The 22,752-nt window shown below is 61.6% G+C and carries 16 protein-coding genes; 10 read left to right on the top strand and 6 right to left on the bottom strand.

All coding sequences use genetic code 11. From position 1 onward, the window contains the following. Positions 1-194: 194 nt before the first annotated feature. Entirely contained in the window at positions 195-2,564 is a 2,370-nt protein-coding gene (locus ACZCED_RS10100) for an SLC13 family permease (protein WP_464860728.1), read from the top strand. Between the two features lie 177 nt (positions 2,565-2,741). Then, positions 2,742-4,187 carry an amidohydrolase family protein gene (locus ACZCED_RS10095; RefSeq protein ID WP_462970236.1) on the top strand — a complete coding sequence of 482 codons (1,446 nt, stop codon included), beginning with the start codon at positions 2,742-2,744 and terminating at the stop codon, positions 4,185-4,187. Positions 4,188-4,316: 129 nt separating this feature from the next. Here the strand turns inward: ACZCED_RS10095 and ACZCED_RS10090 are convergent, their stop codons facing one another. The 6 genes from ACZCED_RS10090 to ACZCED_RS10065 form a co-directional block, all read right to left on the bottom strand. Beyond that, on the bottom strand, positions 4,317-4,937 hold the full coding sequence (locus tag ACZCED_RS10090) for a class I SAM-dependent methyltransferase (RefSeq protein ID WP_462970235.1): 621 nt from the start codon (positions 4,935-4,937) through the stop codon (positions 4,317-4,319). Positions 4,938-5,254: 317 nt separating this feature from the next. Beyond that, the gene (locus ACZCED_RS10085; RefSeq protein WP_462970234.1) at positions 5,255-7,426 is read right to left on the bottom strand and encodes a DNA translocase FtsK; all 2,172 of its coding nucleotides are present in this window, start codon (positions 7,424-7,426) and stop codon (positions 5,255-5,257) included. Positions 7,427-7,506: 80 nt separating this feature from the next. After that, the gene (locus ACZCED_RS10080; RefSeq protein WP_462970233.1) at positions 7,507-9,156 is read right to left on the bottom strand and encodes a ribonuclease J; all 1,650 of its coding nucleotides are present in this window, start codon (positions 9,154-9,156) and stop codon (positions 7,507-7,509) included. A gap of 4 nt (positions 9,157-9,160) precedes the next feature. Next, entirely contained in the window at positions 9,161-9,898 is a 738-nt protein-coding gene (locus ACZCED_RS10075; RefSeq protein WP_462970232.1) for a lysophospholipid acyltransferase family protein, read from the bottom strand. Positions 9,899-9,919: 21 nt separating this feature from the next. Then, positions 9,920-10,252 carry a hypothetical protein gene (locus ACZCED_RS10070; protein WP_462970231.1) on the bottom strand — a complete coding sequence of 111 codons (333 nt, stop codon included), beginning with the start codon at positions 10,250-10,252 and terminating at the stop codon, positions 9,920-9,922. Between the two features lie 239 nt (positions 10,253-10,491). Continuing rightward, a complete protein-coding gene (locus tag ACZCED_RS10065; protein ID WP_464860727.1) occupies positions 10,492-10,965 on the bottom strand; it encodes a thioesterase family protein in 474 nt (157 codons plus the stop codon). A 191-nt stretch (positions 10,966-11,156) separates the two neighbouring features. On the opposite strand from ACZCED_RS10065, the gene ACZCED_RS10060 reads away from it, so the two are divergent. From ACZCED_RS10060 to ACZCED_RS10025, 8 genes are all read left to right on the top strand, one after another. Beyond that, entirely contained in the window at positions 11,157-11,699 is a 543-nt protein-coding gene (locus ACZCED_RS10060; RefSeq protein ID WP_462970229.1) for an MFS transporter permease, read from the top strand. Between the two features lie 358 nt (positions 11,700-12,057). Beyond that, a complete protein-coding gene (locus ACZCED_RS10055) occupies positions 12,058-12,471 on the top strand; it encodes a response regulator transcription factor (RefSeq protein WP_462970228.1) in 414 nt (137 codons plus the stop codon). Between the two features lie 90 nt (positions 12,472-12,561). Beyond that, positions 12,562-15,969, top strand: a complete 3,408-nt coding sequence (locus tag ACZCED_RS10050) for an FAD-dependent oxidoreductase (RefSeq protein WP_464860726.1) — start codon at positions 12,562-12,564, stop codon at positions 15,967-15,969. A gap of 116 nt (positions 15,970-16,085) precedes the next feature. After that, complete coding sequence (locus tag ACZCED_RS10045) at positions 16,086-16,508, top strand: hydrogenase iron-sulfur subunit (RefSeq protein WP_462970226.1); 423 nt, start codon at positions 16,086-16,088, stop codon at positions 16,506-16,508. 12 nt (positions 16,509-16,520) lie between these two features. Beyond that, entirely contained in the window at positions 16,521-17,669 is a 1,149-nt protein-coding gene (locus tag ACZCED_RS10040) for a 4Fe-4S dicluster domain-containing protein (protein ID WP_462970225.1), read from the top strand. Positions 17,670-17,718: 49 nt separating this feature from the next. Further along, positions 17,719-21,129: an FAD-dependent oxidoreductase gene (locus ACZCED_RS10035; protein ID WP_464860725.1), complete on the top strand. Its 3,411-nt coding sequence runs from the start codon at positions 17,719-17,721 to the stop codon at positions 21,127-21,129. A gap of 54 nt (positions 21,130-21,183) precedes the next feature. Further along, positions 21,184-21,783: a 4Fe-4S dicluster domain-containing protein gene (locus tag ACZCED_RS10030; protein ID WP_462970223.1), complete on the top strand. Its 600-nt coding sequence runs from the start codon at positions 21,184-21,186 to the stop codon at positions 21,781-21,783. Beyond that, entirely contained in the window at positions 21,780-22,643 is an 864-nt protein-coding gene (locus ACZCED_RS10025) for a CoB--CoM heterodisulfide reductase iron-sulfur subunit B family protein (protein WP_462970222.1), read from the top strand. The genes ACZCED_RS10030 and ACZCED_RS10025 overlap by 4 nt, the downstream gene beginning before the upstream one ends. Positions 22,644-22,752: the final 109 nt, after the last annotated feature.

The raw sequence follows: 22,752 nt of genomic DNA, 5'->3' as shown, positions 1-22,752 counted from the left end.
GCCGCAAGGGGATCGGTACCGTGCACCCGTCGGTCTCATCGATCGTGTTGTATTTTGCAGGTGATTGCTTATAGTGTATTGCATCACCCCTCGAAACAGTCGCCTCAGTCGCCTGCAGGCGGCTTCATTGCCTGCCGCCCACCGGGTTGTCAGGCAAATCAACACGAACCGATAATACTGAAGGGACAAAACGGATGACTCCGGAAATCATAACGGTACTGGCTATCCTGGTCGCGGTCATCATCCTGCTGGTCACCGAATGGGCGCCGTTAGAGGTCCTGGCCATGCTGGTCATGGGCGTGCTGGCGATCACCGATATCGTCAGCCCCAAGGAGGCGCTGGCCGGATTCAGCAACCCGGCGGTGGTGACCATCTGGGCGGTCTTCATCCTCAGCGGCGGGCTGACCCGCACCGGCATCGCCAATATCCTCGGCCGGCAGTTGCTCAAGGTCGCCGGCCGCAACGAATCGATGCTGGTGGTGATCATCATGGTCATCGCCGGTGTGCTGTCGGCATTCATGAACAATGTGGCCGTGGCTGCGCTCATGCTGCCCGTGGTCATGGATATCGCCCGCAAGACCGACCAATCGCCGTCCACCCTGCTGATGCCCCTGGCCTACGGGTCGCTGCTGGGCGGGCTGACCACCATGATCGGCACGCCGCCCAACATCCTGGTCAGTGAAGCCCTGCGTGAAAACGGCTTGGAGCCCTTCAAGCTCTTTGACTTCTCACCCGTTGGCCTGATCGTCATGGCCTGCGGTGTTGCCTTCGTTACGCTAGTCGGCACACGCCTGCTTCCCAAGCGCAACCTGGCCAAAGAAACCGCCGGGCACCGAACGGATTTCCGTTCGCAATACCGGCTCCAGGAACATCTGTTTCAGATCAAGGTCCCCGGCAGCTCGGCCCTGGTGGGCAAAACCCTGGCCGGCAGCCGCCTGGGTGCCGCACTTGGGCTCACCGTGGTCGGCATTACCCGCAGAGCCGGCATCACGCTTCTGGCACCTCCGATCACCGAGACGATTCAGGCCGATGACCTGCTGATCGTCGAGGGAAAACCTGACCGGATCCAGGAGATGAACAACTGGGGCCAACTGCTCACCGAGACCGATGCCATCGGCCCCGACGCGCTGACCGCCCACGGCATGCAGGTGGCCCGGCTGAACCTGAATCCCGGCAGCGCTTATGAAAATCAGACGTTGGCGGATATCGGCTTCCGCAACCGTCTCGGCCTCAATGTGCTGGCCATCGAGCGTGATTCACGGCAGATGGATGCGGATCTGAAAATTCAACCACTCAGGGCCGGCGACACGCTCGTGGTGTACGGCCCATCGGAAAAGCTGGCCGCGGTGGCTGACGATGGTCATTTTCAGCCGCCGGAAATCCTCACCGCCGAAGATATGGACAACTACGCCAAATTGGGCCACGACTTGCGCCAGCTGCGTGTTCCCGAAACCTCCAAGCTGGTCGGACTGACCCTGGGCGAAAGCCGCCTGGGAGATGCCGTGGACGTTCAAATCCTTCTCCTCGTGCGTGCGGACGGCACGGCCCTTGTTCCCGCATCCGACGACCGTTTCGCGACCGGGGACCGCCTGGTGGTCTGGGGCACGGCGGACATGATCTCCATCTTGCTCATGCAGGGCCTGGAAGGTATGTTCATCGAAGCAGACACGCCGCAAACTGACCTGTCCATGCTGGAAGATGACCAGGTGGGGCTGGTCGAGGTGATGCTCTCCCCCCACAGCGTGCTTTCCGGCAAGACCCTGCGCGGGATGAATTTCCGGGAAAAATACGGCCTGACCGTGCTGGCCATCTGGCGAAAAGGCACCGCCTATCGGGAAGACCTGCGCGACATGGCCCTGCAGTTCGGCGACGCCCTGCTGCTTTATGGACCGTGGGATAAACTGAATCTGCTGGGCCGCGAACCGGATTTTCTGGTGCTTACCGAGGGGGCCCAGGAAGCCCCTAGAGAAGAAAAAGCCAAACTGGCCCTGACAATCATGGCCGCCGTGCTGATCCCGGTGATCATGGACTGGGTGCCTATCTACATTGCAGTGGTCATCGGTGCGGCCGTCATGATTCTCACCCGCTGCCTGACCATGGAGGAGGCCTACCGCTACATCGAATGGAAGGCGGTTTTTCTGATTGCCGGCATGCTGCCCCTGGGCACGGCCCTGGACAACACCGGGGCCGCACGGATCCTGGCCGAAGGGGTGGTGGGGACCCTTGGCCCATTCGGGCCGTATGCGGTATTGTTCGGGCTGATGGCCATCACCTTCATCGCCACCAGCATCATCCCCACGGCGGCCCTGGTGGTGTTGATGGTACCCATCGCCCTGAAAACGGCCGCCAGCCTGGGCATCTCTCCCTATGCCCTGATGATGGGCATCGCCATGGCCGCCTCGTCCAGTTTCACCTCACCCATCTCCCATCCGGCCAACGTGCTGGTGATGGGCCCCGGCGGCTACCGGTTCATCGACTACATCAAAGTCGGCGTGCCCCTGACCCTGGTGGTGCTGGTCGTGCTGATGATCGTGCTGCCGATCTTCTGGCCGCTGATGCCCTGAGCCGCAGACCTGCAGCCTGGGGCACCGAGGTTTGAGCAACCAGGCGGATGCCGGATGCTTTACCTGGCCGGGCGTCCAGGAAAAGGATCGCCCACACGTCTGCTGATCCTGTCTTGTCTCCGTGGATCGGCAGTCGACGGACGGTTCGTTTTCTCACCATCCGAAGGGAGGTCGTTCATGCCAGGCAGACGGCTTTCGCATTCAATCATCCATTTGGCCTGCTGGATGCTGTGGTTTCTCCTGACTGGAAGTGCCCTGGCCGTGCAAAACAGGCCGACCGCATTCGTTCATGCCAACCTGATACCCATGACAAGCGCGGCCGTGCTGCCCGACCACACCGTGGTCGTCGAAGGCGGCCGGATAACGGCCGTCGGCCCATCCGGCACGACCGGGATACCGGCAAACACCAAAGTGGTCGACTGCCGAGGTGCATTCCTGATGCCCGGGCTGGCCGATATGCATATGCACCTTCGATATGGCTGGACCAGCGATGCCTGGCCGGTTTCCCCTTTACAATTGTATCTGGCCAATGGCGTCACCACCATTCGCTGTTTCGGGCCGCGTGGAAAAACCGGCCGGTACGGCCTCACCTGGCGAAAAGAGATCGATGCGGGGCGCCTCGACGGTCCGACGATCCTGACCTGCGGCCCGATGCTTCGCGGCCATTTCAGCGAAAACCCGGAACACATCGTCATCAGGCAGAAATACCAGCGGTTCGATTTTCTCAAGATCTATTCATTCGTGAGCCTCGATGAGTATCGTGAAATCATGTCGACGGCCAAACGGCTGGACTTCTACACGGTCGGCCACATCCCCTTCCAGGTTGGACTGGACCGCGTTCTTGCCGAAGGCATGGATGAAATCGCCCATATCGAAGAGTTGGCATGGGAGGCTTCCAGCATGGATCGCCAACGTTATTTCGAAAGCGAAGGCGAGTGGATGGCCTATGCGATTCAGACCACGTTCGGTCAATTTGGCCCGTTGCTCGAGCTTCCCGCTCATCAACAGGAGCAACAGATCGATGGCAGGGTGATCGCACTCGTGGAAAAACTCAAAAAAAGACCGATTCCGGTCTGCACGACCATGGTAATAGACGATCTGATCGTGCAGAAACTGACCGACCCGGGTGGTTTTCTGGAAAAACCGGAAAACCGCTATCTGCCTGAACGCTACCTGGAAGGGTTTCGTAAAGGCCAGGAAAAACACCAGCTGCAGTTCAAGGGTGGTGAGGCGTTTGCACCCTTCAAGTACCTGCTGGACAAACGGCTGCTCAAGGCTTTGAAAGCGGCAGACATCCCCTTGCTGCTGGCTACGGACGCCGGCACGGGAATGATGGGTGCCGTGCCCGGGTTTTCCCTGCACGATGAACTCGGCATCCTGGTCGACAACGGGTTCACCGCTTATGAAGCCCTGGCTGCCGGAACGGTCGTGGCTTCCGGTATCGTCAAACGGATGAAGGGACAAGATGATTTCGGCACCATTGTACCCGGGAAAAGAGCGGATCTCGTCCTGTTGGAACAAAACCCGCTGGAAGACGTGGCCAATGTCCGCAGGATCCGCGGTGTGATGGCAGCCGGCCGGTGGTATGACCGGCGGGCCATCGCGCAGATGCTGGACGGATAAAACCAAGGATGTTTCGAGATTCCACCCGGAAAAGATGGGTTATGGCGCCGAACCGACCGGGCGGGCGACCGTAACGCGTCCATGGACGATACGATCCAAACTGACCGAGGCCCGGACCCCCTTCAACCTTCAGCCTGTTTTTCTCTTTAACACGCCCAGCGTCCCGGTGCGCGGAAGCTCCTCATACCGACCCGACGCCACAGCCAGCTGGTAGACCTCCCATGGCGCCTGGCCGCCCTGTTGGGGATTCTCGAAGATGTCGTGAACGAGCAGGAATCCGCCGGGCAGGATGTGGCCGGACCAGCAGTCGTAATCCGTTTTGGCCGATTCGAAGGAATGGCCGCCGTCGATGAATACCAGCGACAGCGGCGTGGCCCAGTGGCGCGCAACCACGTGGGAACGGCTGACCACGGGAACCACCGTCTCCTCCAGCCCGGCGAGGACCAGGGTGCGACGGAACAGCGGCAAGGTGTCCATGCCAAACGTCTGGAAATCGAAAAGTGCGGGGTCGAAATACTCCTCCCCGGGCTGCTGTTCCTCGGATCCCCGGTGGTAGTCGATGGAAAACAGCGTCGATCCGTTTTCGCGGCAGGCGCTGCCTAGATAAACGGCGGACTTGCCGCAGTAGCTGCCGATCTCCAGGCAGGGGCCCAGCCGGGAGGCCTCAAGGGCGATCTCGTAAAGCCGCCTGCCCTCTTCCGGGTCCATAAACCCCTTGATGCGGTCGATCAATGTCTGGTCAATGTTCAACTCTTCTTACCCCGGTATCTGGTCTCAGGTCCCTGGTTTGTGGTCCCGAATCCCTCAATCCCATAATTCGGAATATTTTAGTCCTCGGCGCTAGATATAGGACAGTGTTCTTTCATAAATGGTGAATTACGGTTCAGATCAAGGCCGTGAGACGCCGTTTGGGATTTGTTTGTCAGGGATGGTTTTGAAATGGTAGATTTGGGTTCAGGCCAAGGCCGCAGGGAAGTCGAAACCGGAGGCGTAGCAGCGCTACGTTGAGGATATCGACTGAGCGAGAACACCGGCCTGAGCCGAAAGATGCCGTTTCAAAACGATCCCTATGAGATGTCGTCATAGTTCTTAACCAGCACTTCCCTCGGCTTGACCCCATCCTGGGGGCCGATGATCCCTTCCAGCTCCATCATCTCGACGATCCTGGCCGCCCGGTTGTACCCGATGCGCAGATGCCGCTGGACCATGGAAATGGAGGCCTGGCCGGCCTGGGTCACCAGGGCCACGGCATCGTCGTAACGGTCGTCGTATTCCTTTTCTCCGGCCTCTTCCGCCGCCTTTACCGGGGCCTGGACGACGCTCGTATCATAGTCTGGCCGCTGCTGCTTCTTGAGAAATTCGACAACGCGGGTCAATTCGGCCTCGGAAATGTAGGCCCCGTGGATACGCTGAAGCCGGGCCGTTCCCGGAGGCAGGAAGAGCATGTCCCCGTTGCCCAGAAGACTCTCGGCGCCGTTGGCGTCGATGATGGTCCGTGAATCGGTCTTGGAGGAGACCTGGAAGGTCAGGCGCGTGGGAAAGTTGGCCTTGATGATGCCGGTGAGCACGTCCACCGACGGTCGCTGGGTGGCCAGAATCAGGTGGATGCCGGCGGCCCGGGCCATCTGGGCCAGACGGGTCAGCGCCACTTCCACGTCGCGCGAGGCCACCATCATGAGATCGGCCAGTTCGTCGATGATGATGACGATGTAAGGCAGCGGTTTGGCCGGTTCCTTGGGGTTCTCCTCGCCTTCTACAGGCGGGGCGGGCGGCTCTTTTTCGATCTTGCGGTTATACTGGTCGATGTTGCGGGTCTTCTTCTCCGAGAGCAGTTCGTAGCGATGCTCCATCTCGCGCACGGCCCAGAACAGAGCGTTGGTGGCTTTCTTGACGTCGGTGACCACGGGGGTGATCAGGTGGGGAATGCCGTCGTACATGGAGAGCTCGATCCGCTTGGGGTCGATCATGATCAGTTTCACCCGGTCCGGGGTCAGCTTGTACAGGAGGCTGCAGATCATGGTGTTCAGGGCCACGCTCTTGCCCGTACCGGTGGCGCCGGCGATCAACAGGTGGGGCATCTTTTCCAGTCCGGCGGAGACCGGGTTGCCCACGATGTCCTTGCCCAGGCACAGGGTAAGCGTGCTCTTGGCCTGCTCGAAGGAAGGCGACAGGATCATCTCCTTGAAGCGGACCGTTTCCCGATCGGCGTTGGGGATTTCCACCCCGATCACGGCCTTGCCCGGAATGGGCGCCACGATGCGGATACTGATGGCCCGCAGGGCCAGGGCCAGGTCGTCGGTGAGGCTGACGATGCGGTTGATCTTGACGCCGGGTGCCGGCTCGTACTCGAACGTGGTGATTACCGGCCCCGGGGTGACGGCCACCACTTTGCCGTTGACGCCGAAATCCTCCAGCTTCTTCTCCAGCAGCCGGGACTGCATGCGCAGATTTTCTTCACTGGTGGACTGGGGCCGCGCCTTGGGGTCGTCGAGGAAGTTGACCGACGGCAGGGAGAAGCTCGAGGCACTCCTCATGAATTCGAACACGGCCTGCTTGGGCACCGGCTTGACCGGCACCGGACTGGGGTCGGGGGTCTTGATCTCGATCTTCTCTTTTTTCTTTTTCTTCTCGGCCTTGAGGGTCCGACGCCGCTTGAAACTTTTCTGGCGGCGCTCCTTCCACTTGATCAACAGGGTGGCGACACGTTCGAAAAGTACGGAATTGGCCGATTTGCATCGGCGGTAGAAGGCCACCACGGAGAACCCCGTGGCCATGATAAAGCCGATGAGCCACACCAGCATCAGGATGATCGATCCGCCGGCCGGATTGGAGTAGTCGACGAAAAAAGCCTTGAGGGGGATGCCGACGATGCCTCCCGCTGAGAACCGGCTGCCGAAAAGCACATAGTGGTCCTGCTTGAAGGCCAGCAGGCTGCCCGTGGTGATGATCAGCAGGATGCCCCCGGCGGTAAGGGGCAGCAGGGCCCGGCCCGTGTCCTTGCCGAAAAAGAGGATGCTGCCCAACAGGAAAAGAAAGGGGATCCAGAAGGCGCCGATGCCGAACAGCCCCACGAGGCTGCCGGCGAAATTGGCGCCGAACACACCGAAAAGGTTCTGGACCTTGCCACCGCCGCCGGCATTGAAGAACAGGCATGGATCGCCCGGATCGAAAGAAAGCAGGCTGATCAGGCTGAATACCACCATGAAGAAAAAAAGAATGCCGATAATCTCTTTTTTCATAATCGTCTACCGGCCGTCGGGAAAACCATGTCCCCGTCCGGACCATTGTTAGCGGTTAACGGCCGTCGGCGCTGATGCCGTCAGACTTCCACCAGAAAGGGGAGAATCACCGGCCGACGCCCGATGGTATAAAAAAAATACTGCCGCAAGGCGGTCTGGATGCGGCTGCGGATCCGGTTGACCCGATTGGGCACATCGGGGGTGACATCCTCGACGATTTCCAGGATCACACACTGGGCATCCTGGAGCAGGTACCCCGTCTCCGTTTCAAACACAAACCCCCGTGAGACGATATCGGGTCCGTAAACCACGATGCCGGTTTCCTCGTCGAAGGCCATGTTCACCACCACCAGGCCCTCCTCGGAGAGCAGCCGCCGTTCCTTGAGCACGCTGCGACCCACGTCGCCGATACCCTTGCCGTCGATGAGCACCCGACCGGAGCAAATGCTGTCCCGAATCCGGAAGCCCTTCTGATCCAGTTCTATGATCTGGCCGTTCTGAGCCAGGATCAGGTGGTCGTCGGGGATGCCCACCTCGCGGGCCAGCCGCCTGTGCAGCACCAGATGGCGGTACTCCCCGTGCACGGGCATGAAGAAGGTGGGCTTGGTCAGGTTGATCATCATCTTGAGCTCTTCCCGGAAGGCGTGTCCGGACACGTGGATATTCGAAATCTTCTCGTAGACCACGTCGGCGCCGCGCCGGTAGAGGTTGTTGATGATGTTGGCGATGGCCTTCTCGTTGCCCGGGATGAATTTGGATGAGAGAATGACCGTGTCTTCCTTGTGGATCTTGATCTGCTTGTGGGTTCCTGCGGCCATGCGCGCCAGGGCGGACATGGGCTCTCCCTGGCTGCCGGTGGTGACCATGATGACCTCGTCGTCCGGATACGAGTTCAGGTCGTCGATGTCGATCTCCATGTCCGCGGGGAGATCCAGATAGCCCAGGTTGCGGGCGATGGCGACACTCACCTCGATGCTGCGGCCGTTGACCACGATCTTGCGGCCGCGCGCCTTGGCGATGTTGACGATCTGCTGTATGCGGGCAATGTTGGAAGCGAAAAGGGCCACGATGATTCGTCCGCTGGCCGCATCCGTAATTCTGGACAATTCGGCGCCGATCTCCTGCGCAGAGATGGTGTGCCCCTCCTTTTCCACGTTGGTGGAGTCGGACAGCAGGGCCAGCACCCCCTCTTCCCCGCACTGGGCGAAACGGTTCACGTCGGTGAGCATGCCTTCCACCACCGTCTGGCTCATCTTGAAGTCGCCGGTATGGACCACCATGCCCACCGGCGTGCGAATGGCCAAGCCCACCCCGTCAACGACGCTGTGGTTGACCCGGATGAACTCCACCTCGAACGGTCCGATCTTCAGCCGCTCCCGCGGCAGCACCTCGTGCAGCGAAGCCGTGGCGAGCAGCTCGTGTTCTTCCAGCTTGTGGCGGACGATCCCCAGGGTAAAGGGGGTTGCGAAAACCGGTACGTTGATCTCCCGGAGCAGAAAAGGCAGGGCCCCGATATGATCCTCGTGGGCATGGGTGAGCACGATCCCCGACACGCGCCGCCGGTTCTGGCGGAGGTAATCCATATCCGGGATGACATAATCCACCCCCAGCATGTAGGCTTCGGGAAACATCAGGCCGGCATCGATGACGAAAATCGTATCACCGTATTCCACCGCCATCATGTTCAGGCCGATCTCGCCCAGGCCGCCCAACGGAATCAGTTTCAGCATGGTTCTATGGTTCCCGCCTCTCGTTTTCAATATTGTCGATGAGGATGGATCGGATCCGCTCCAGCAGTACGTCCTTGGTTTTGCGGGTGTAGCCGGTCGTCTCCACCGGCTCCAAAACCTCCATGGTTACCGGCGCCGGGCGGATCATGAAATGCCCCTTGGGAATGATCTCCCGGGTCCCGCGGATGATGATGGGCACGATGGGCACCCCCGAATCCACGGAAAGAACGAAGCCCCCCTTCTTGAACGGCAGGATACGGCCGTCCCGGCTGCGGGTTCCCTCGGGGAAAATCAGCACGCTGGTGCCGTTGCGGATGGTGCGGGCCGCCCGCTCCAGGCTCTCGAAGGCTGACTTGCGGTTGGATCGGTCGATGCTGATGTATCCCACCCCGCGCATGGCCCGGCCGAAAACGGGAATCTTGAACAGTTCGGCCTTGGCCAGCCAGCGAAACTGAACCGGCAGCCGCCCCAGCAGCAGTGGAATGTCGGCATTGCTCTGGTGGTTGGGCATGTATATGTAGGATCGCTCAGGATCCAGTTTTTCGGTGCCGGTGACGGTGACCTTCACCCGGGCCACCCACAGGATGGAATTGGCCCAGAAGCGGGCAAGCAGATGCGGACCGTTGCCGGTCCGGCTGAAAAACGAGCAGACGATGACGATGGTCGCAACCACCACCGTCACCAAAACGACCCACAGGACAATGATCAGCGTCTGTATGCGATAACCGATTGATTTTAGCATTACCCGTGGCGTCCTATCCGGTCAGGTGATGATTTCCAGGTTTTCGAACATGGCGTCCACGATCCGCACGAGCCAGTTGCGCTGGCGTTCGTCGGCATAGTGGATACAGTCGCAGCGCACCCGGCTGCGGGTTCGCACCAAAAACTCGGCGGCCAGGCGGTCCGGCCCGAGTTCAAGGGCCACGAAAAATGGCGCACAGGCTTGATGCGCCTGCTGTACGCCGGAAAGCAACGCCTCGTCCACCGGCACCCAGTAAAGGCCATCCACGCCGGCCTCGCCATACGTTTCATCCAGGTAGCCTTTAATTTTTTCAAAATCCTGGGGGCGGATTTCGTCAATCACATATTGCTTCATGGCAGTATCTGACGTCTAAGGGTCGTGCTCTTTTCAACACCGTGCGCCATCCTACCGATCGGCGTGATGGCTAACCATCGGGGAGTTCCTCGATTCCCCACGCTTTCAATCCGCAATCCCTTGATTGCAGCGTGATCGTCACTAGCATAAAATGGTTTAAATCTCAATATATATGTTTCACCCGAGGCCCGGACAACAACCGGTAGGGGTCTTGCCGGGTATGGCCTTGCCAGGTGAATTTATCCCACCATGTAGGTACCGGTTCCCACGGCCACCAGCATCGCATCCTGGTTGTGCATCTCCATGCGGACGACAGCCACCTTGCGGCCAGCACGCATGATCCGTCCGCTGGCGGTGAACCGCTCGCCCCTGCCGGGTCGCAGGTAATCGACTCTAAGGTCAATGGTCCCCACCCGGGCAACCATCGCCTTGACCTTTTCATCGGACAGGTCGGCGGCGCGCACCACCAAACTGGCCGAGGCCGTCAGTCCGCCCACGGCATCCAGCACCGATGAGATGACGCCGCCATGGAGGGTATGGTGAAATACGTTACCGATGAGATCCTCTCGCATGGAAAACGCCATCGTTGCGCCATCGGCATTCAGCGATGTGACGCCAAGGCCCAGCAACCGGTTGAAGGGCAGCCGTTCCTGGTAGAGCCGGCGCAGCCGGTCATAAAATCCGTGGGCCGTTGCCGTGTCGATCGTCATCATCCGCTCCTTTTACCCTGCACTTGAAAAGCCCCCCGGAATGGAATAGTGTGTTAAATTCCGTCACGGTTCAATCTTCGCCGGTTCGTAAAAAGGACGGTGGTGACGGTGTGAAACCGATGAAACGGTCGCCATTGAGACGGACATCATTACACCCGACCGGGGCACGACAATAAACCGACAGATTGCCGCCCATGAACCCTAACGACGATCGCCCCCCCACAGCGCAGATCCCTGAAGTGGTCATCCCCAAAGAAAAGGCCGTCTTCTGGATGGACGGCCGGGGCCGGTGGCTCAATCGCCACGGCCGCTTCGAACACAAGCGCATCATCGACCATTTCAACCGCTCCATCCGGCGGGACGAGGATGGCTATTATGTCACCCAGGTCCGTGGCGATGTTCGTGAAAAAGTCTATTTTCCCTATGAAGACACGCCGCTGTTCGTCGTCCGGGTCAGCCCGGACGCCCCCTTGCGGCTCGACCTCAACACCGGCGAGACCCTTTTGCTCGATCCGGCGGCGCTGTTCGTCGAATCCGACCAACTATACCACAAAAGCGGCGATGCGCGCATCAAATTCACCGACCGTGCACTGCTGGCCATCAGCGCCTACCTGGAAGAGAAAGCGGACGGGTTGAGCATTTGTATCGGTGATCGCACCTGGCCGATTCCGGACCGTTGCTCCTGCCCTCGTGCAACAACCGTTGCACAACGTTCTGCAACACCGATCGAAAAATAACATAACGAATAGTAAATTTTAAATTATTTCATATACCGGAACGCCATTTCCGGCGCAATAAATGTTGCATTCAGTGCAACGCAACACGTGCGGTGCCACCCCTCATCCAATTACTTTCTCCATTTTTCTCTTTATTTCTATTGGTTACTGACGGTTTTCGGTAGATGGCACATTCCATGCTGCTCGGTAGGCAGCCGCGGGTTATCCTGCCGCGGGTTTTTTCAACGGCGATCCGGTTGAACCGCGATAAAGAGCGCATTCCCCGCCGCGATTGGCGAGGTTAGCGAGCCAACCCGAAATCGACTTTTATTACTTACGGTGATTTACCGCACGGCCGTTAAAGACAGCGGAGGTATCGGTGACAGAGGCCAGGGCCGCCAGAACGATTCTCGTGGTGGAAGACGAACCGGACATGAGCATTTTCCTGTCAAACCTGCTCAGTGCCAACGGCTACTGCCCGATCTGTGCCGTGTCTCTGACCGACGGTCTCAAACAGGCCCTGGACGGTTGCCCCGACCTGATCATCATCAACGCCATGCTTCCCGGTGAAGCGGGAATCCGACTGTACCAGAGCCTCCGGACCAACCACCGGTTGTGCCAAATTCCGGTGATCATGTTGTCCACCCTGGACAGCAGCACCTTTTACCGCTGGACGGGTGCAAAGCGGTCAGCGACGGGCCGCACCATTCCCGAGCCCGAGGCCTATCTGCAGAAACCGCCGGAAGCCGATGAACTGCTGGCCGTCGTCAACCGGCTGTGCGCAATAACATAGAATTGGAAATCGGGGGGTTGTGGAATTGGACAATCCTTCAATCCCTGAATCCCTCGATCCCGACCGGTTACGGGCGGGAGGAGAACATCGATGACCATCAGGATCGGATTTTACATCTGTCACTGCGGCATCAACATCGCCCACAAGGTCAGGGTGACCGAGGTGGCCGACTTCGCCCGCGGCCTGAAAGGTGTCGCCATCTCCCGCGATTACAAATTCATGTGTTCCGACCCCGGCCAGGAGATGATCGAAAACGACATCCGCACTTACGGCCTGAATCGGGTGGTGGTGGCATCCTGCTCGCCGCGCCTGCACGAAAAGACCTTTCAGGGCGCCTGCCAGCGGGCAGGGTTGAATCCCTACCTGTTCCAGATGGCCTCGGTGCGCGAACAGGTGTCCTGGGTCACCGAAGATGAGGACGAGGCCACCCGCAAGGCCAAGACGCTGGCTGCCGGTGCCATCAACCGCGTCAACTTTCACCGGATGCTGGAAGCCCGCGCCGTCAGCGTCCACCCCGACGTCATGGTGGTCGGCGGCGGCATCGCCGGCATGCAGGCGGCCCTGGACATCGGCAACGCCGGCCACACGGTCTACCTGGTTGAACGCCAGACGACCGTCGGCGGCCACATGCTCCAGTTCGACAAGACCTTTCCCACCCTGGACTGCGCGGCCTGCATCGGCACCCCCAAAATGGTGGAGGTGGCCCAGAGTCCAAACATCCGGCTGTTGACCTACAGCGAAGTCACCGATGTATCCGGCTACATCGGTAACTACGCGGTGACCGTGACCCGCAAACCACGCTACATCAAGGAAGGGGTCTGCACCGGCTGCGGCGAGTGCGCCAAGGTGTGCCCCGTATCCCTGCCCAGCGAATGGGACGAGGGACTGGCCGACCGCAAAGCCATCTACCGGGCGTTTCCCCAAGCCGTGCCCATCACGTTTACCATCGATAAAAAAAACCGCGCGCCCTGCACCACCACCTGCCCTGCCGGGGTCAACGTCCAGGGCTACATCCAGCTCATCGGCCAGGGAAAATACAAGGAAGCTGTCGAGCTGATCATGAAGCGGCTGCCTCTGCCCGGGGTGTTGGGAAGGGTATGCCCGCACCCCTGCGAAGCCCAATGCCGGCGCCGGGAAGTGGATGCCCCCCTGGCCATCCGCGACCTGAAACGCTTTGCCGCCGACCAGGTCAGCCCAGAGGAGTTGACCATCCCCGACATCGCGGACCGGCCCGAACGGGTCGCCGTGGTCGGCTCGGGCCCCGCCGGGCTGACGGTGGCCTATGACCTGCGTCTGGCAGGCTACCAGGTCACCCTCTTCGAGGCCCTGCCCGTCCTGGGCGGCATGCTTCGCGTGGGCATCCCCGATTACCGCCTGCCCCCGGGCATCCTCGACCGGGAGATCGATTTTCTCCTCGCCCACGGGATTGAAACGCGCACCGGGATGCGATTAGGCATCGATTTCGACCTGGCCGATCTGACGGACCAGGGATACGGCGCCGTGTTTCTGGCCATCGGCGCCCACCGGTCCATGCAACTGGGCATTCCCGGCGAAGACACCCCCATCGGCGTGGTCGATGCCATGCATTTCCTGCGCGCGGTCAACCTGGGCGACCGTCGGCGGCCGGGGCAACAGGTTGCCGTGGTGGGCGGCGGCAACGTGGCCATCGACGCCGCCCGCACGGCCAAACGGCTGGGTGCCGAAACGGTCACCGTGGTCTATCGCCGCTCCGAAAAGGAGATGCCGGCCTACGCCGAAGAGATCCGGGGCGCCAGGGACGAGGGCATCGAATTCGCCACCCTCTCGGCGCCGGTGGGGATCCTGGCCAGCGACGGCCGGGTGGTGGGATTCGAATGCATACGCACCCGGCTGGGCCCCCCGGACGAGACCGGCCGCCGCCGGCCGGTACCGGTGGAAGGATCCGAATTCGTCATCGCCTGCGACGCGGTGATCCCGGCCATCGGCCAGCGGACCGACGTGACCTGGTCGCAAAAGATGCCCGACCTGGAGCTGACCGCCCGCCATACCATTGCCGTCCATCCCCAGACCATGCAGACATCCATCGGCCACGTGTTCGCCGCCGGCGACGCCGTGGTTGGACCGGCCACCGTGGTCGAGGCAGTGGCGGCCGGGCACCGTGCGGCGGACGCGATGGTGCAATTTCTCCAGGGCAAGGACATGGATGAATTTGCCCGTCGCCTGGAAGACCGACCCTCCCCGGGGAACGACTGGGCGGCCATCCCCGATGACATCGAACCGATGCCGCGGGTTCAACCCACTCATCACGCCGATGCGGCCCGGGCGACCACCTTCGCTGAAGTCGAAGCCTGCATGGACGAGGCGGCCGCCCGGCAGGAAGCCGCCCGCTGTCTGAACTGTGGCGTGTGCAGCGAGTGCATGGCCTGCGTCTCGGTATGCGAGGCCAAGGCCATCGACCACAGCATGGCAGCCACCGAAGAAACCATCCAGGTGGGCAGCATTATCCTGGCCACGGGCTATGATCTGCTGGATCCCACCCCCATGAAACCCTTCGGCTACGGGCGCTATTCCAACGTGTTCACCAGCCTGGAGTTCGAGCGGTTGAGCAATGCGACCGGCCCCACCGGGGGGCAGATCCTCATGCGCGACGAGGCCGACGGTTTCACCGATCCCCCGCAAAGCGTGGCCCTGGTTCACTGTGTGGGCAGCCGTGACGTCAATTACCATCCCTACTGTTCCCGGGTCTGCTGCATGGTTGCCCTCAAATACAGTCACCTGATCAAGGAAAAGGTGGGCCACCACGCCCAGGTCTACGACTTTTACATCGACCAGCGCTGCTTCGGCAAAGGCTACGAGGAGTTTTACCGCCGCTGCCAGGAGGAGGGCACGGTGTTCATCCGCGGCAAGGTGGCTGAAATCACCGATCAGGCCGAATCCGAGGCGGAGGCCGGCCGGCTGGTGGCTGTCGCCGAGGACACCCTGCTGGGCGAACGGGTGCGGGTTCCCGTGGACATGGTGGTGCTGTGCAGCGCCATGGAAGCCCGCGCCGACACAGCCGATGTGGGTCGCATCTTCGGGGTCAACCCGGGTGCGGACGGGTTCTTTCTGGAAGAGCACCCCAAGTTGGGGCCCCTGAACACGGCCACGGACGGCGTCTTTCTGGCCGGCGCCTGCCAAGGGCCCAAGGACATTCCCGACACCGTGGCCCAGGCCTCCGGTGCGGCGGCCAAATCCCTCGCCCTGGCCACCCGTGGGGTGGTGGAGGTGCCGTCGGCCATCAGCTGGATCGATCCGGAGATCTGTTCCGGCTGCCGGACCTGTATCGACCTGTGCGCCTACGGCGCCATCGAGTTTGACCCGCGGCGCCAGGTCAGCGTGGTCAACGGCGCCCTGTGCAAGGGATGCGGCAGCTGCAGCACCGCCTGCCCGTCCAATGCGGCCCAGGTCAGGCATTTTCAGGGGAAGCAGGTGTTTGCGGAACTGGATGGCATTATGGATGCGCTCTCAGCCGTGGGCTGAAAGAATTTTAAGCAGAAAGTGCTAAGTTTTAAGTGAAAGTATGCTTCCGATTTTTATGTAGAATCAGACCTGATCCGCAACTTAACACCTAACACTGCTTTTATAGGGAGATTCTCATGGACGGCTTCGAACCTGCAATAATTGCTTTCGTCTGCAACTGGTGCACCTACACCGCCGCCGACCTGGCCGGCACCTCCCGGCTCTCCTACCCCACGAACATCCGGCTGATCCGGGTGATGTGCACGGGAATGGTGGATCCCCAGTACGTCATCAAGGCCTTTCTGGAGGGGGCGGACGGGGTCCTGGTCAGCGGGTGCCACCCCGGCGACTGCCACTATATCAACGGCAACTACAAGGCCCGCCGCCGGATCAAACTGCTGAAAGAGATCCTGCCCCGCTTCGGCATCGACAGCCACCGCCTGCGACTGACCTGGATCGGCGCCAGCGACGGCATCCAGTTCGCCGGCATCATGGGCGACCTAATGGCCCAGGTCCGTGAACTGGGTCCGACGCTGCCCGACCTGAAAATGGTAATCTGATCGGAGAGAAAGATGACACAGGCAATTCGCATCGACATCGACAACGAAGACCGGCTTTCGGGCATTCGGTCTTTTCTGGCCACAGTCATGGATAAATCGGGAATCGAGGCCATGCTGGTTTCCACCCGCCTGGCCGTGAAGAACCGGATCATGCCCACGCTGGTGTCGGATCCGGCGCGACTGGCGGACGCCGACCCGCTGTCGCCGGCCTTTCCGGTAAACGGGGCGCAGCAACTGGCCAAGCTCACCCGGCTGCCGACCGGCGGAAAGATGGCCGCCGTCCTGCGCCCCTGTGAAATTCGGGCATTCAATGAACTGGTCAAGCTGAACCAGGGAAAGCGGGATGACCTGGTTATCGTCGGCATCGACTGTCCGGGTGCGCTGTCCAACAGCGCGTTCAGGGCATTTGCCGATCGGCACGAGACAACCGATGCGGCCACCAATTCCTATTGCGCGGTCGCCTTTTCCGCCAACCCGGGCGATGAGGCCTCCAGCCTGACCGCCGCCTGCCGGGCCTGCGCCCATCCGATTCCCGACGGCGCCGACATCGTCGTCGAGATTTTTGGCGCGGATCCGGCCAACGGGCTGACGGCCCGGGCACACACGCAACCGGGAGAAGCCGTGCTCACGGGCCTGGACCTCCCGCCGGCGGAATCGTCTGCACCGCAGCGTAAAACCGCCATCGGCACCATCCTGGATCAACGCAAACAATACCGGGAGCAGATGTTCGCCTCGGTGGCGGACGCCACCGGAAGCATCCGGGGGCTGAGCACCTACCTGGCCGACTGCGTCAACTGTTATAACTGCCGCGCGGCCTGTCCGGTGTGCTACTGCACCACCTGCGTCTTCACCACCGACACCTTTCGCCACGAACCGTTTCAATACCTGCAGTGGGCCCGGCGCAAGGGCAGCGTCAAAATGCCCACGGACACCCTTTTTTTCCACCTGACCCGCATGGCCCACATGAGCACGGCCTGCGTGGGCTGCGGCCAGTGCACCAATGCCTGTCCCAATGATATCCCCCTGTCCGACCTGTTCAGTTTCGTGGCCCACCACACCCAGGGCGCCTTCGGGTACAGGGCCGGCCTGGACCTGTCCCAGCAGCCGCCCATGAGTGCTTTCGAGGAAGAGGAGTACAGCGAGGTGGTCGGGTTGGATTAAATAGGGGGGCATCTTTGAAAATGGACCGTAATCTCCGGGGGAGAACATGATGGCTCATAAAATTGGCAGGGCCCTCGTTTTAGGCGCCGGGATCAGCGGCATCCGGGCGTCCATCGACCTGGCCCAAATGGGATACCGGGTGACCCTGGCTGACCGGGCGCCGCATATGGGCGGCATCCTGAGCCAGCTGGACTACCAGTTTCCCACGGACCGTTGCGGCATGTGCCGGATGCTTCCCATGATCGACCGGGATGCCGGCATCCAGACCTGCCTGAGAAAAGGGTTGTTTCACGAGAACATCGACATCATGCTGGGCACAACATTGGGCTCGGTGGAGGGGGAACCGGGGCGATTTACCGTGTCCCTGAACCAGACCCCCAGTCCCATCGATCCCGAGCGCTGCATCGGCTGCGGCCTGTGCAGCGAGGCCTGTCCGGTGTCCGTCCCCGACGCCTTCAATGCCGGCCTCACCCGGCGCAAGGCCGTCTATCTGCCGGTTCCCCACAACATCCCCAAGGTCTTTGCCATCGACCCGGCGGCCTGCACCCGCTGCGGGGCCTGCGAACCGGTCTGTCCAACCGGGGCCATCCGCCTGTCGGCCATGGGCCGCCAGGCATTCCGCATCCTGGTGGTGGACGACGAATCCATCGTGAGAAACTCCCTGGATGCCTGGCTGGGGGACGAGGAAGGATACACCGTGGAAATGGCGGCATCCGGTCCCGAGGCCCTGGATAAACTGACGGCGGCGCCCTTTCACCTCATGCTGCTGGACATCAAGATGCCGGGGATGGACGGCGTTGAAGTGCTTGAAAAGGCCAGGTTCATCCGTCCGGCCCTCCAGACGCTGATGATGACCGCCTATGCCACCGTGGAAACCGCCGTCGAGGCCATGAAAATCGGGGCCATGGACTACCTGATCAAACCCTTCGAACCCGATGCCCTGATCCCCAAGGTAGCGTCCGTGTATGCGGCATTCGAGGAAACCGGATACCGCAAAGAAACAGTGGGGGCCGTTGTCCTGGCCACCGGGACCACCTGTTTTAACCCGTCCGAAGGCAACAACCCGATGGGGTACGGGGTCGTCCCCAATGTGGTCACCAGCCTGGAATTCGAACGCATGCTCAGCGGAACAGGACCCGACAACGGACGTCTGCTGCGCCCATCGGACAAACGACCGGTTAAAAAAGCCGCCTGGATCCAATGCGTGGGTTCGCGGGACCTTCAGTCCGGAGCCGATTTCTGCAGCACGGTCTGCTGCATGTTCGCCCTCAAGGAGGCAGCAGTCGCCAGGACCGTGGCCGGTGAGGATTTTGAAGCCACCATCATCTATATGGACATGCGCACCTTCGGCAAATCCTTCGAACGCTACGGCCAGCAGACCCTCTCCCCCGAAGGCGTCCGCCTGGAACGGGGCCGTGTCCATTCCATCTCCCCCACCCAGGACAGCGATGACGTGGCCCTGCGCTGGACATCCGCATCGGGGAAAATCCGCGAGAAACGGTTCGATCTGGTGGTGCTTTCCGTCGGCCAGCGGGCCAACCCGCAGACGGCATCCATGGCCGACGGACTGGACATCGAGACCGACGGATTCGGTTTCCTCAAGACGGTCCCCTTTTCCGACACCCGAACCTCACGGACCGGGATCTATGCCGGCGGAACCCTCACCGGGCCGACCGATATCGCCGAGGCGGTCATCCGCGCATCTTCGGCAGCCGTCAACGCCTCCCGGACGATACACCACGCCGGGGGCGGACTGGTTGATAAGACCGCCGGCCCCGATGCTTACCGGGATGTATCCCGGCAGCGGCCCCGGATCCTGGTGGCGCTCTGCCGCTGCGGCACCCGTCCGGGAACGGACCAACCGATGAAGGCCCTGTCGGCACGGCTGAAGCAGGATCCGGCAATTGCCCGGGTGCTGGTTCTGGAACGCCTCTGCACGGCCGGTGGCTGGGAGACATTGACAGAAACCGATACCGCCGATGTCAACCGGGTACTGGTGGCTGCCTGCCCCACCGTTGTCTACGGAAAGCCCATCCGCGACCTGGCCCGATGCTTTTCCCTGGATCCCGCATTGATCGAATCGGTGGCCATGGACGACCGGGAAACGCCGGCATCGCCGGCCACCGCCGCCGCCATCATGGCCGGGATTGCCCGGCTGAAGCAGGCGACGCCGAACCTCGAAAGCGGCATGGCCGTGGTCAACCGGGCCCTGGTGGTGGGCGGCGGCATCGCCGGCATGAGTGCCGCCCTGGCCATGGCCGACCATGGCGTGGATGTCACCCTGGTGGAATCCACCGGGGAACTGGGCGGCAATCTGGCCTGGCTCCACCAGACCATCGAGGGCACGCCCATCGCCCCCTTCCTGGAAGAGACCGTCGGTCGGATCGAAACGCATCCCCGGATCGAGGTGATGACCGACAGCCGTGTAGCCGGCGCGTTCGGGCAGGCCGGCCACTTTTTCTCGACCATCGAAACGGCCGAGAAACCAACCACCACCGTGGAACACGGGGCTGTGATCCTGGCCACCGGTGGCGGCGAAGCCCCCACCGATGAATACGGCTACGGCACCAGCGAAGCGGTGCTCACGCAAAAAGAACTTGAAACCCGCATTCATGAGAACCGGTTGGACACGGGCGCGATTTCCGCCGTCGCCATGATCCAATGCGTGGGTTCCCGGGAGGAGCCCAGAAACTACTGCAGCCGCGTCTGCTGCCCCACCGCCCTGAAACAGGCCCTGTGGCTCAAAAAACAGAAACCCGACCTCCAGGTGGCCATCCTCTACCGGGATATCATGTCCTGCGGCCTGGCGGAAACCTGGTACACCGAAGCTCGCCGCCAGGGCGTTCTCTTCTTCCAGTACCGGCCGGACCAAAAGCCGACGGTCAGCATCGACGCCAATGGCAAGGCACCGGTTTTGATCAGGACTGTCGACCCCATCCTGGACGCACCGGTGGAGATTATCGCCGACCTGCTGGTGCTGGCCACCGGCATCCGGCCCCACCTGCCGGAGACACTGGCCCTGGCCTATGGCGTCGAACGGGACCGGGACGGATTTTTTCAGGAGGCCGATTCCAAGTGGCGGCCGGTGGAAGCAGTGAAGGCCGGGGTTTTTGGCTGCGGCATCGCCCTGTCACCACGGTCCATTTCCGAAACCGTGGCCACGGCCGAAGCGGCCGCCGGGCGGGCCCTGGCCATCCTGAGCGCCGAGCGGCTGCCGGCCGCCCGAACAACGGCCATCGTACGGCACAGCTTGTGCACCCTGTGCCTGCGCTGCATCGAGACCTGTCCCTATGGCGCCCGTTTTCTGGACGACGACGGTGGGCGGGTCGAGGTCAACCCGGCCATGTGCCAGGGATGCGGCGACTGTGCCACCGTGTGCCCCAACAGTGCGTCCATCGTAGAGGGATTCTCCCACCGCAGTCTGTTTGGTGCGATAGATGGGGCGCTTTTGGCGATGTAGATGTAGGGGAACGGCGCGCTGTTCCCGTGCCCCCTATAACTAAAGGACCTGTTCATGAATCCACAACTCACAAGCGCATTGCCAGCCACCGATGACGACCGCGGCGCCCTGAACGACATCCGCGGCATGGTGAATGCCTGCATCCAGTGCGGCACCTGCAGCGCATCGTGTCCCAACGCCCCGGACATGGACTTGACGCCCAGAAAAATGTGGCGGCTGGTGATCCTGGGTCGCCTTTCCGATGTCATGGACAGCCGGACCTTCATCCTCTGTTCGGACTGCTACACCTGCACCCTGCGCTGTCCCCGCGGACTCCCCCTCACAGCAGCCATGGAGGCGCTCAAAAGCATCTCCTTTGCCCGGCGCGAAGCGCGCCATCGCAGCAGCCGCCTGTTTTATGAGACATTCATGCAGACGGTCCGGCGCCATGGCCGCATCCGGGAAATGGCCTTCATGACCCGCTACTTCACGGCCATGAAAAGTCCGCTGGCGGCCTTTCGCTTTGCGCCGCTGGGGTTGAAACTGATGGGCAAGGGCAAGGTGGAGATGGGGTTCGCCGGGCCATCCGGAAAGCCCTTGGATGCCCTGTTCGAGAAGGTGGCGGCCCTGGAGCGGAAAACGGGAGCCCCCCTTGGAAAGGAGGGCCACCGATGAACTATCTGTACTACCCGGGATGCAGCCTGATCGCCTCGGCCCGGGAATACGACCGGGCCACCCGGGCGACCATGGCCGCGGCCGGCGTCGATCTCGCGGAAATCGACGACTGGACCTGCTGCGGGGCCAGTGCGGCGGCGCCCGTCAGCGACCTGCTCTGCCTCTCGCTCGGCGCCAGAAATCTGGCCCTGGCCGAACAAACGGCATCCGACGGTCAGGTTCTGGTGCCGTGCAGCGCCTGCTACCTGAATTTGAAAAAGGCCCGGGAGGCGTTGCGCAGTGATGCCAAGACCCGGGCAACGGTCAACCGGGCCCTGGCCGCCGTTGATCTGACGGCGACCGGCAGCGTCCGGGTCCGCCATCTGCTGGACGTGCTGGCCGTGGACATGGGAGCCAGGCAGCTGGCCCCGCTGGTGGTCCGCTCCCTGTCGGGCCTGACCGTAGCCGCCTATTACGGGTGCCAGTGCCTGCGGCCCTACCGGGAGTTCGACGACCCGGAGCGTCCGGTCTCCATGGAACCCCTGATCGAGGCCACCGGCGCCGCCGTTCACCCATGGGAAGTGGGCGGGCGCTGCTGCGGGGCATCGCTGGTGAGCACGCAGCCGGATGCGGGGCTTAAACGGGTCAGCGCCATCCTGAAAGCAGCCAGGGGGGCGGACCTTATCGTCACGGTCTGCCCCATGTGCCAGATGAACCTGGACGGCTGGCAGTCCAGGGCATCGCGCCTGGCCGGGGAGGATCTGTCCATCACCGTGCTCTACCTGCCGCAGTTGCTGGGACTGGCGATGGGAATCGACGCCGATGAACTCGGCCTTGATTTGAATCTGGCCGTTATGGATGGTTTTTGGGAGAAGCTTTAACCATAGGCAAATCAATGTTTTAGGCCGAACGGCGAATGCCGGTTGAAGGTGTCCTGCCGATGTTAAAGTGAAATCAGATACCCGTCCTTCATTTGACATTTCGGTTTTG

It is taken from the genome of Desulfosarcina sp. (assembly GCF_055467485.1).
Note: the sequence above shows the minus strand (reverse complement) of the source record. Positions and strands in the feature narration are given on the sequence as shown.

Bases quoted from the DNA above. Each gene is read 5' to 3' on its own strand.
- ACZCED_RS10035 (WP_464860725.1), top strand. From the start codon at position 17,719: ATGGCTCATAAAATTGGCAGGGCCCTCGTTTTAGGCGCCGGGATCAGC.
- ACZCED_RS10085 (WP_462970234.1), bottom strand. From the start codon at position 7,426: ATGAAAAAAGAGATTATCGGCATTCTTTTTTTCTTCATGGTGGTATTC.
- ACZCED_RS10050 (WP_464860726.1), top strand. From the start codon at position 12,562: ATGACCATCAGGATCGGATTTTACATCTGTCACTGCGGCATCAACATC.
- ACZCED_RS10025 (WP_462970222.1), top strand. From the start codon at position 21,780: ATGAACTATCTGTACTACCCGGGATGCAGCCTGATCGCCTCGGCCCGG.
- ACZCED_RS10070 (WP_462970231.1), bottom strand. From the start codon at position 10,252: ATGAAGCAATATGTGATTGACGAAATCCGCCCCCAGGATTTTGAAAAA.
- ACZCED_RS10045 (WP_462970226.1), top strand. From the start codon at position 16,086: ATGGACGGCTTCGAACCTGCAATAATTGCTTTCGTCTGCAACTGGTGC.
- ACZCED_RS10030 (WP_462970223.1), top strand. From the start codon at position 21,184: ATGAATCCACAACTCACAAGCGCATTGCCAGCCACCGATGACGACCGC.
- ACZCED_RS10075 (WP_462970232.1), bottom strand. From the start codon at position 9,898: ATGCTAAAATCAATCGGTTATCGCATACAGACGCTGATCATTGTCCTG.
- ACZCED_RS10065 (WP_464860727.1), bottom strand. From the start codon at position 10,965: ATGATGACGATCGACACGGCAACGGCCCACGGATTTTATGACCGGCTG.
- ACZCED_RS10080 (WP_462970233.1), bottom strand. From the start codon at position 9,156: ATGCTGAAACTGATTCCGTTGGGCGGCCTGGGCGAGATCGGCCTGAAC.
- ACZCED_RS10040 (WP_462970225.1), top strand. From the start codon at position 16,521: ATGACACAGGCAATTCGCATCGACATCGACAACGAAGACCGGCTTTCG.
- ACZCED_RS10100 (WP_464860728.1), top strand. From the start codon at position 195: ATGACTCCGGAAATCATAACGGTACTGGCTATCCTGGTCGCGGTCATC.
- ACZCED_RS10095 (WP_462970236.1), top strand. From the start codon at position 2,742: ATGCCAGGCAGACGGCTTTCGCATTCAATCATCCATTTGGCCTGCTGG.
- ACZCED_RS10060 (WP_462970229.1), top strand. From the start codon at position 11,157: ATGAACCCTAACGACGATCGCCCCCCCACAGCGCAGATCCCTGAAGTG.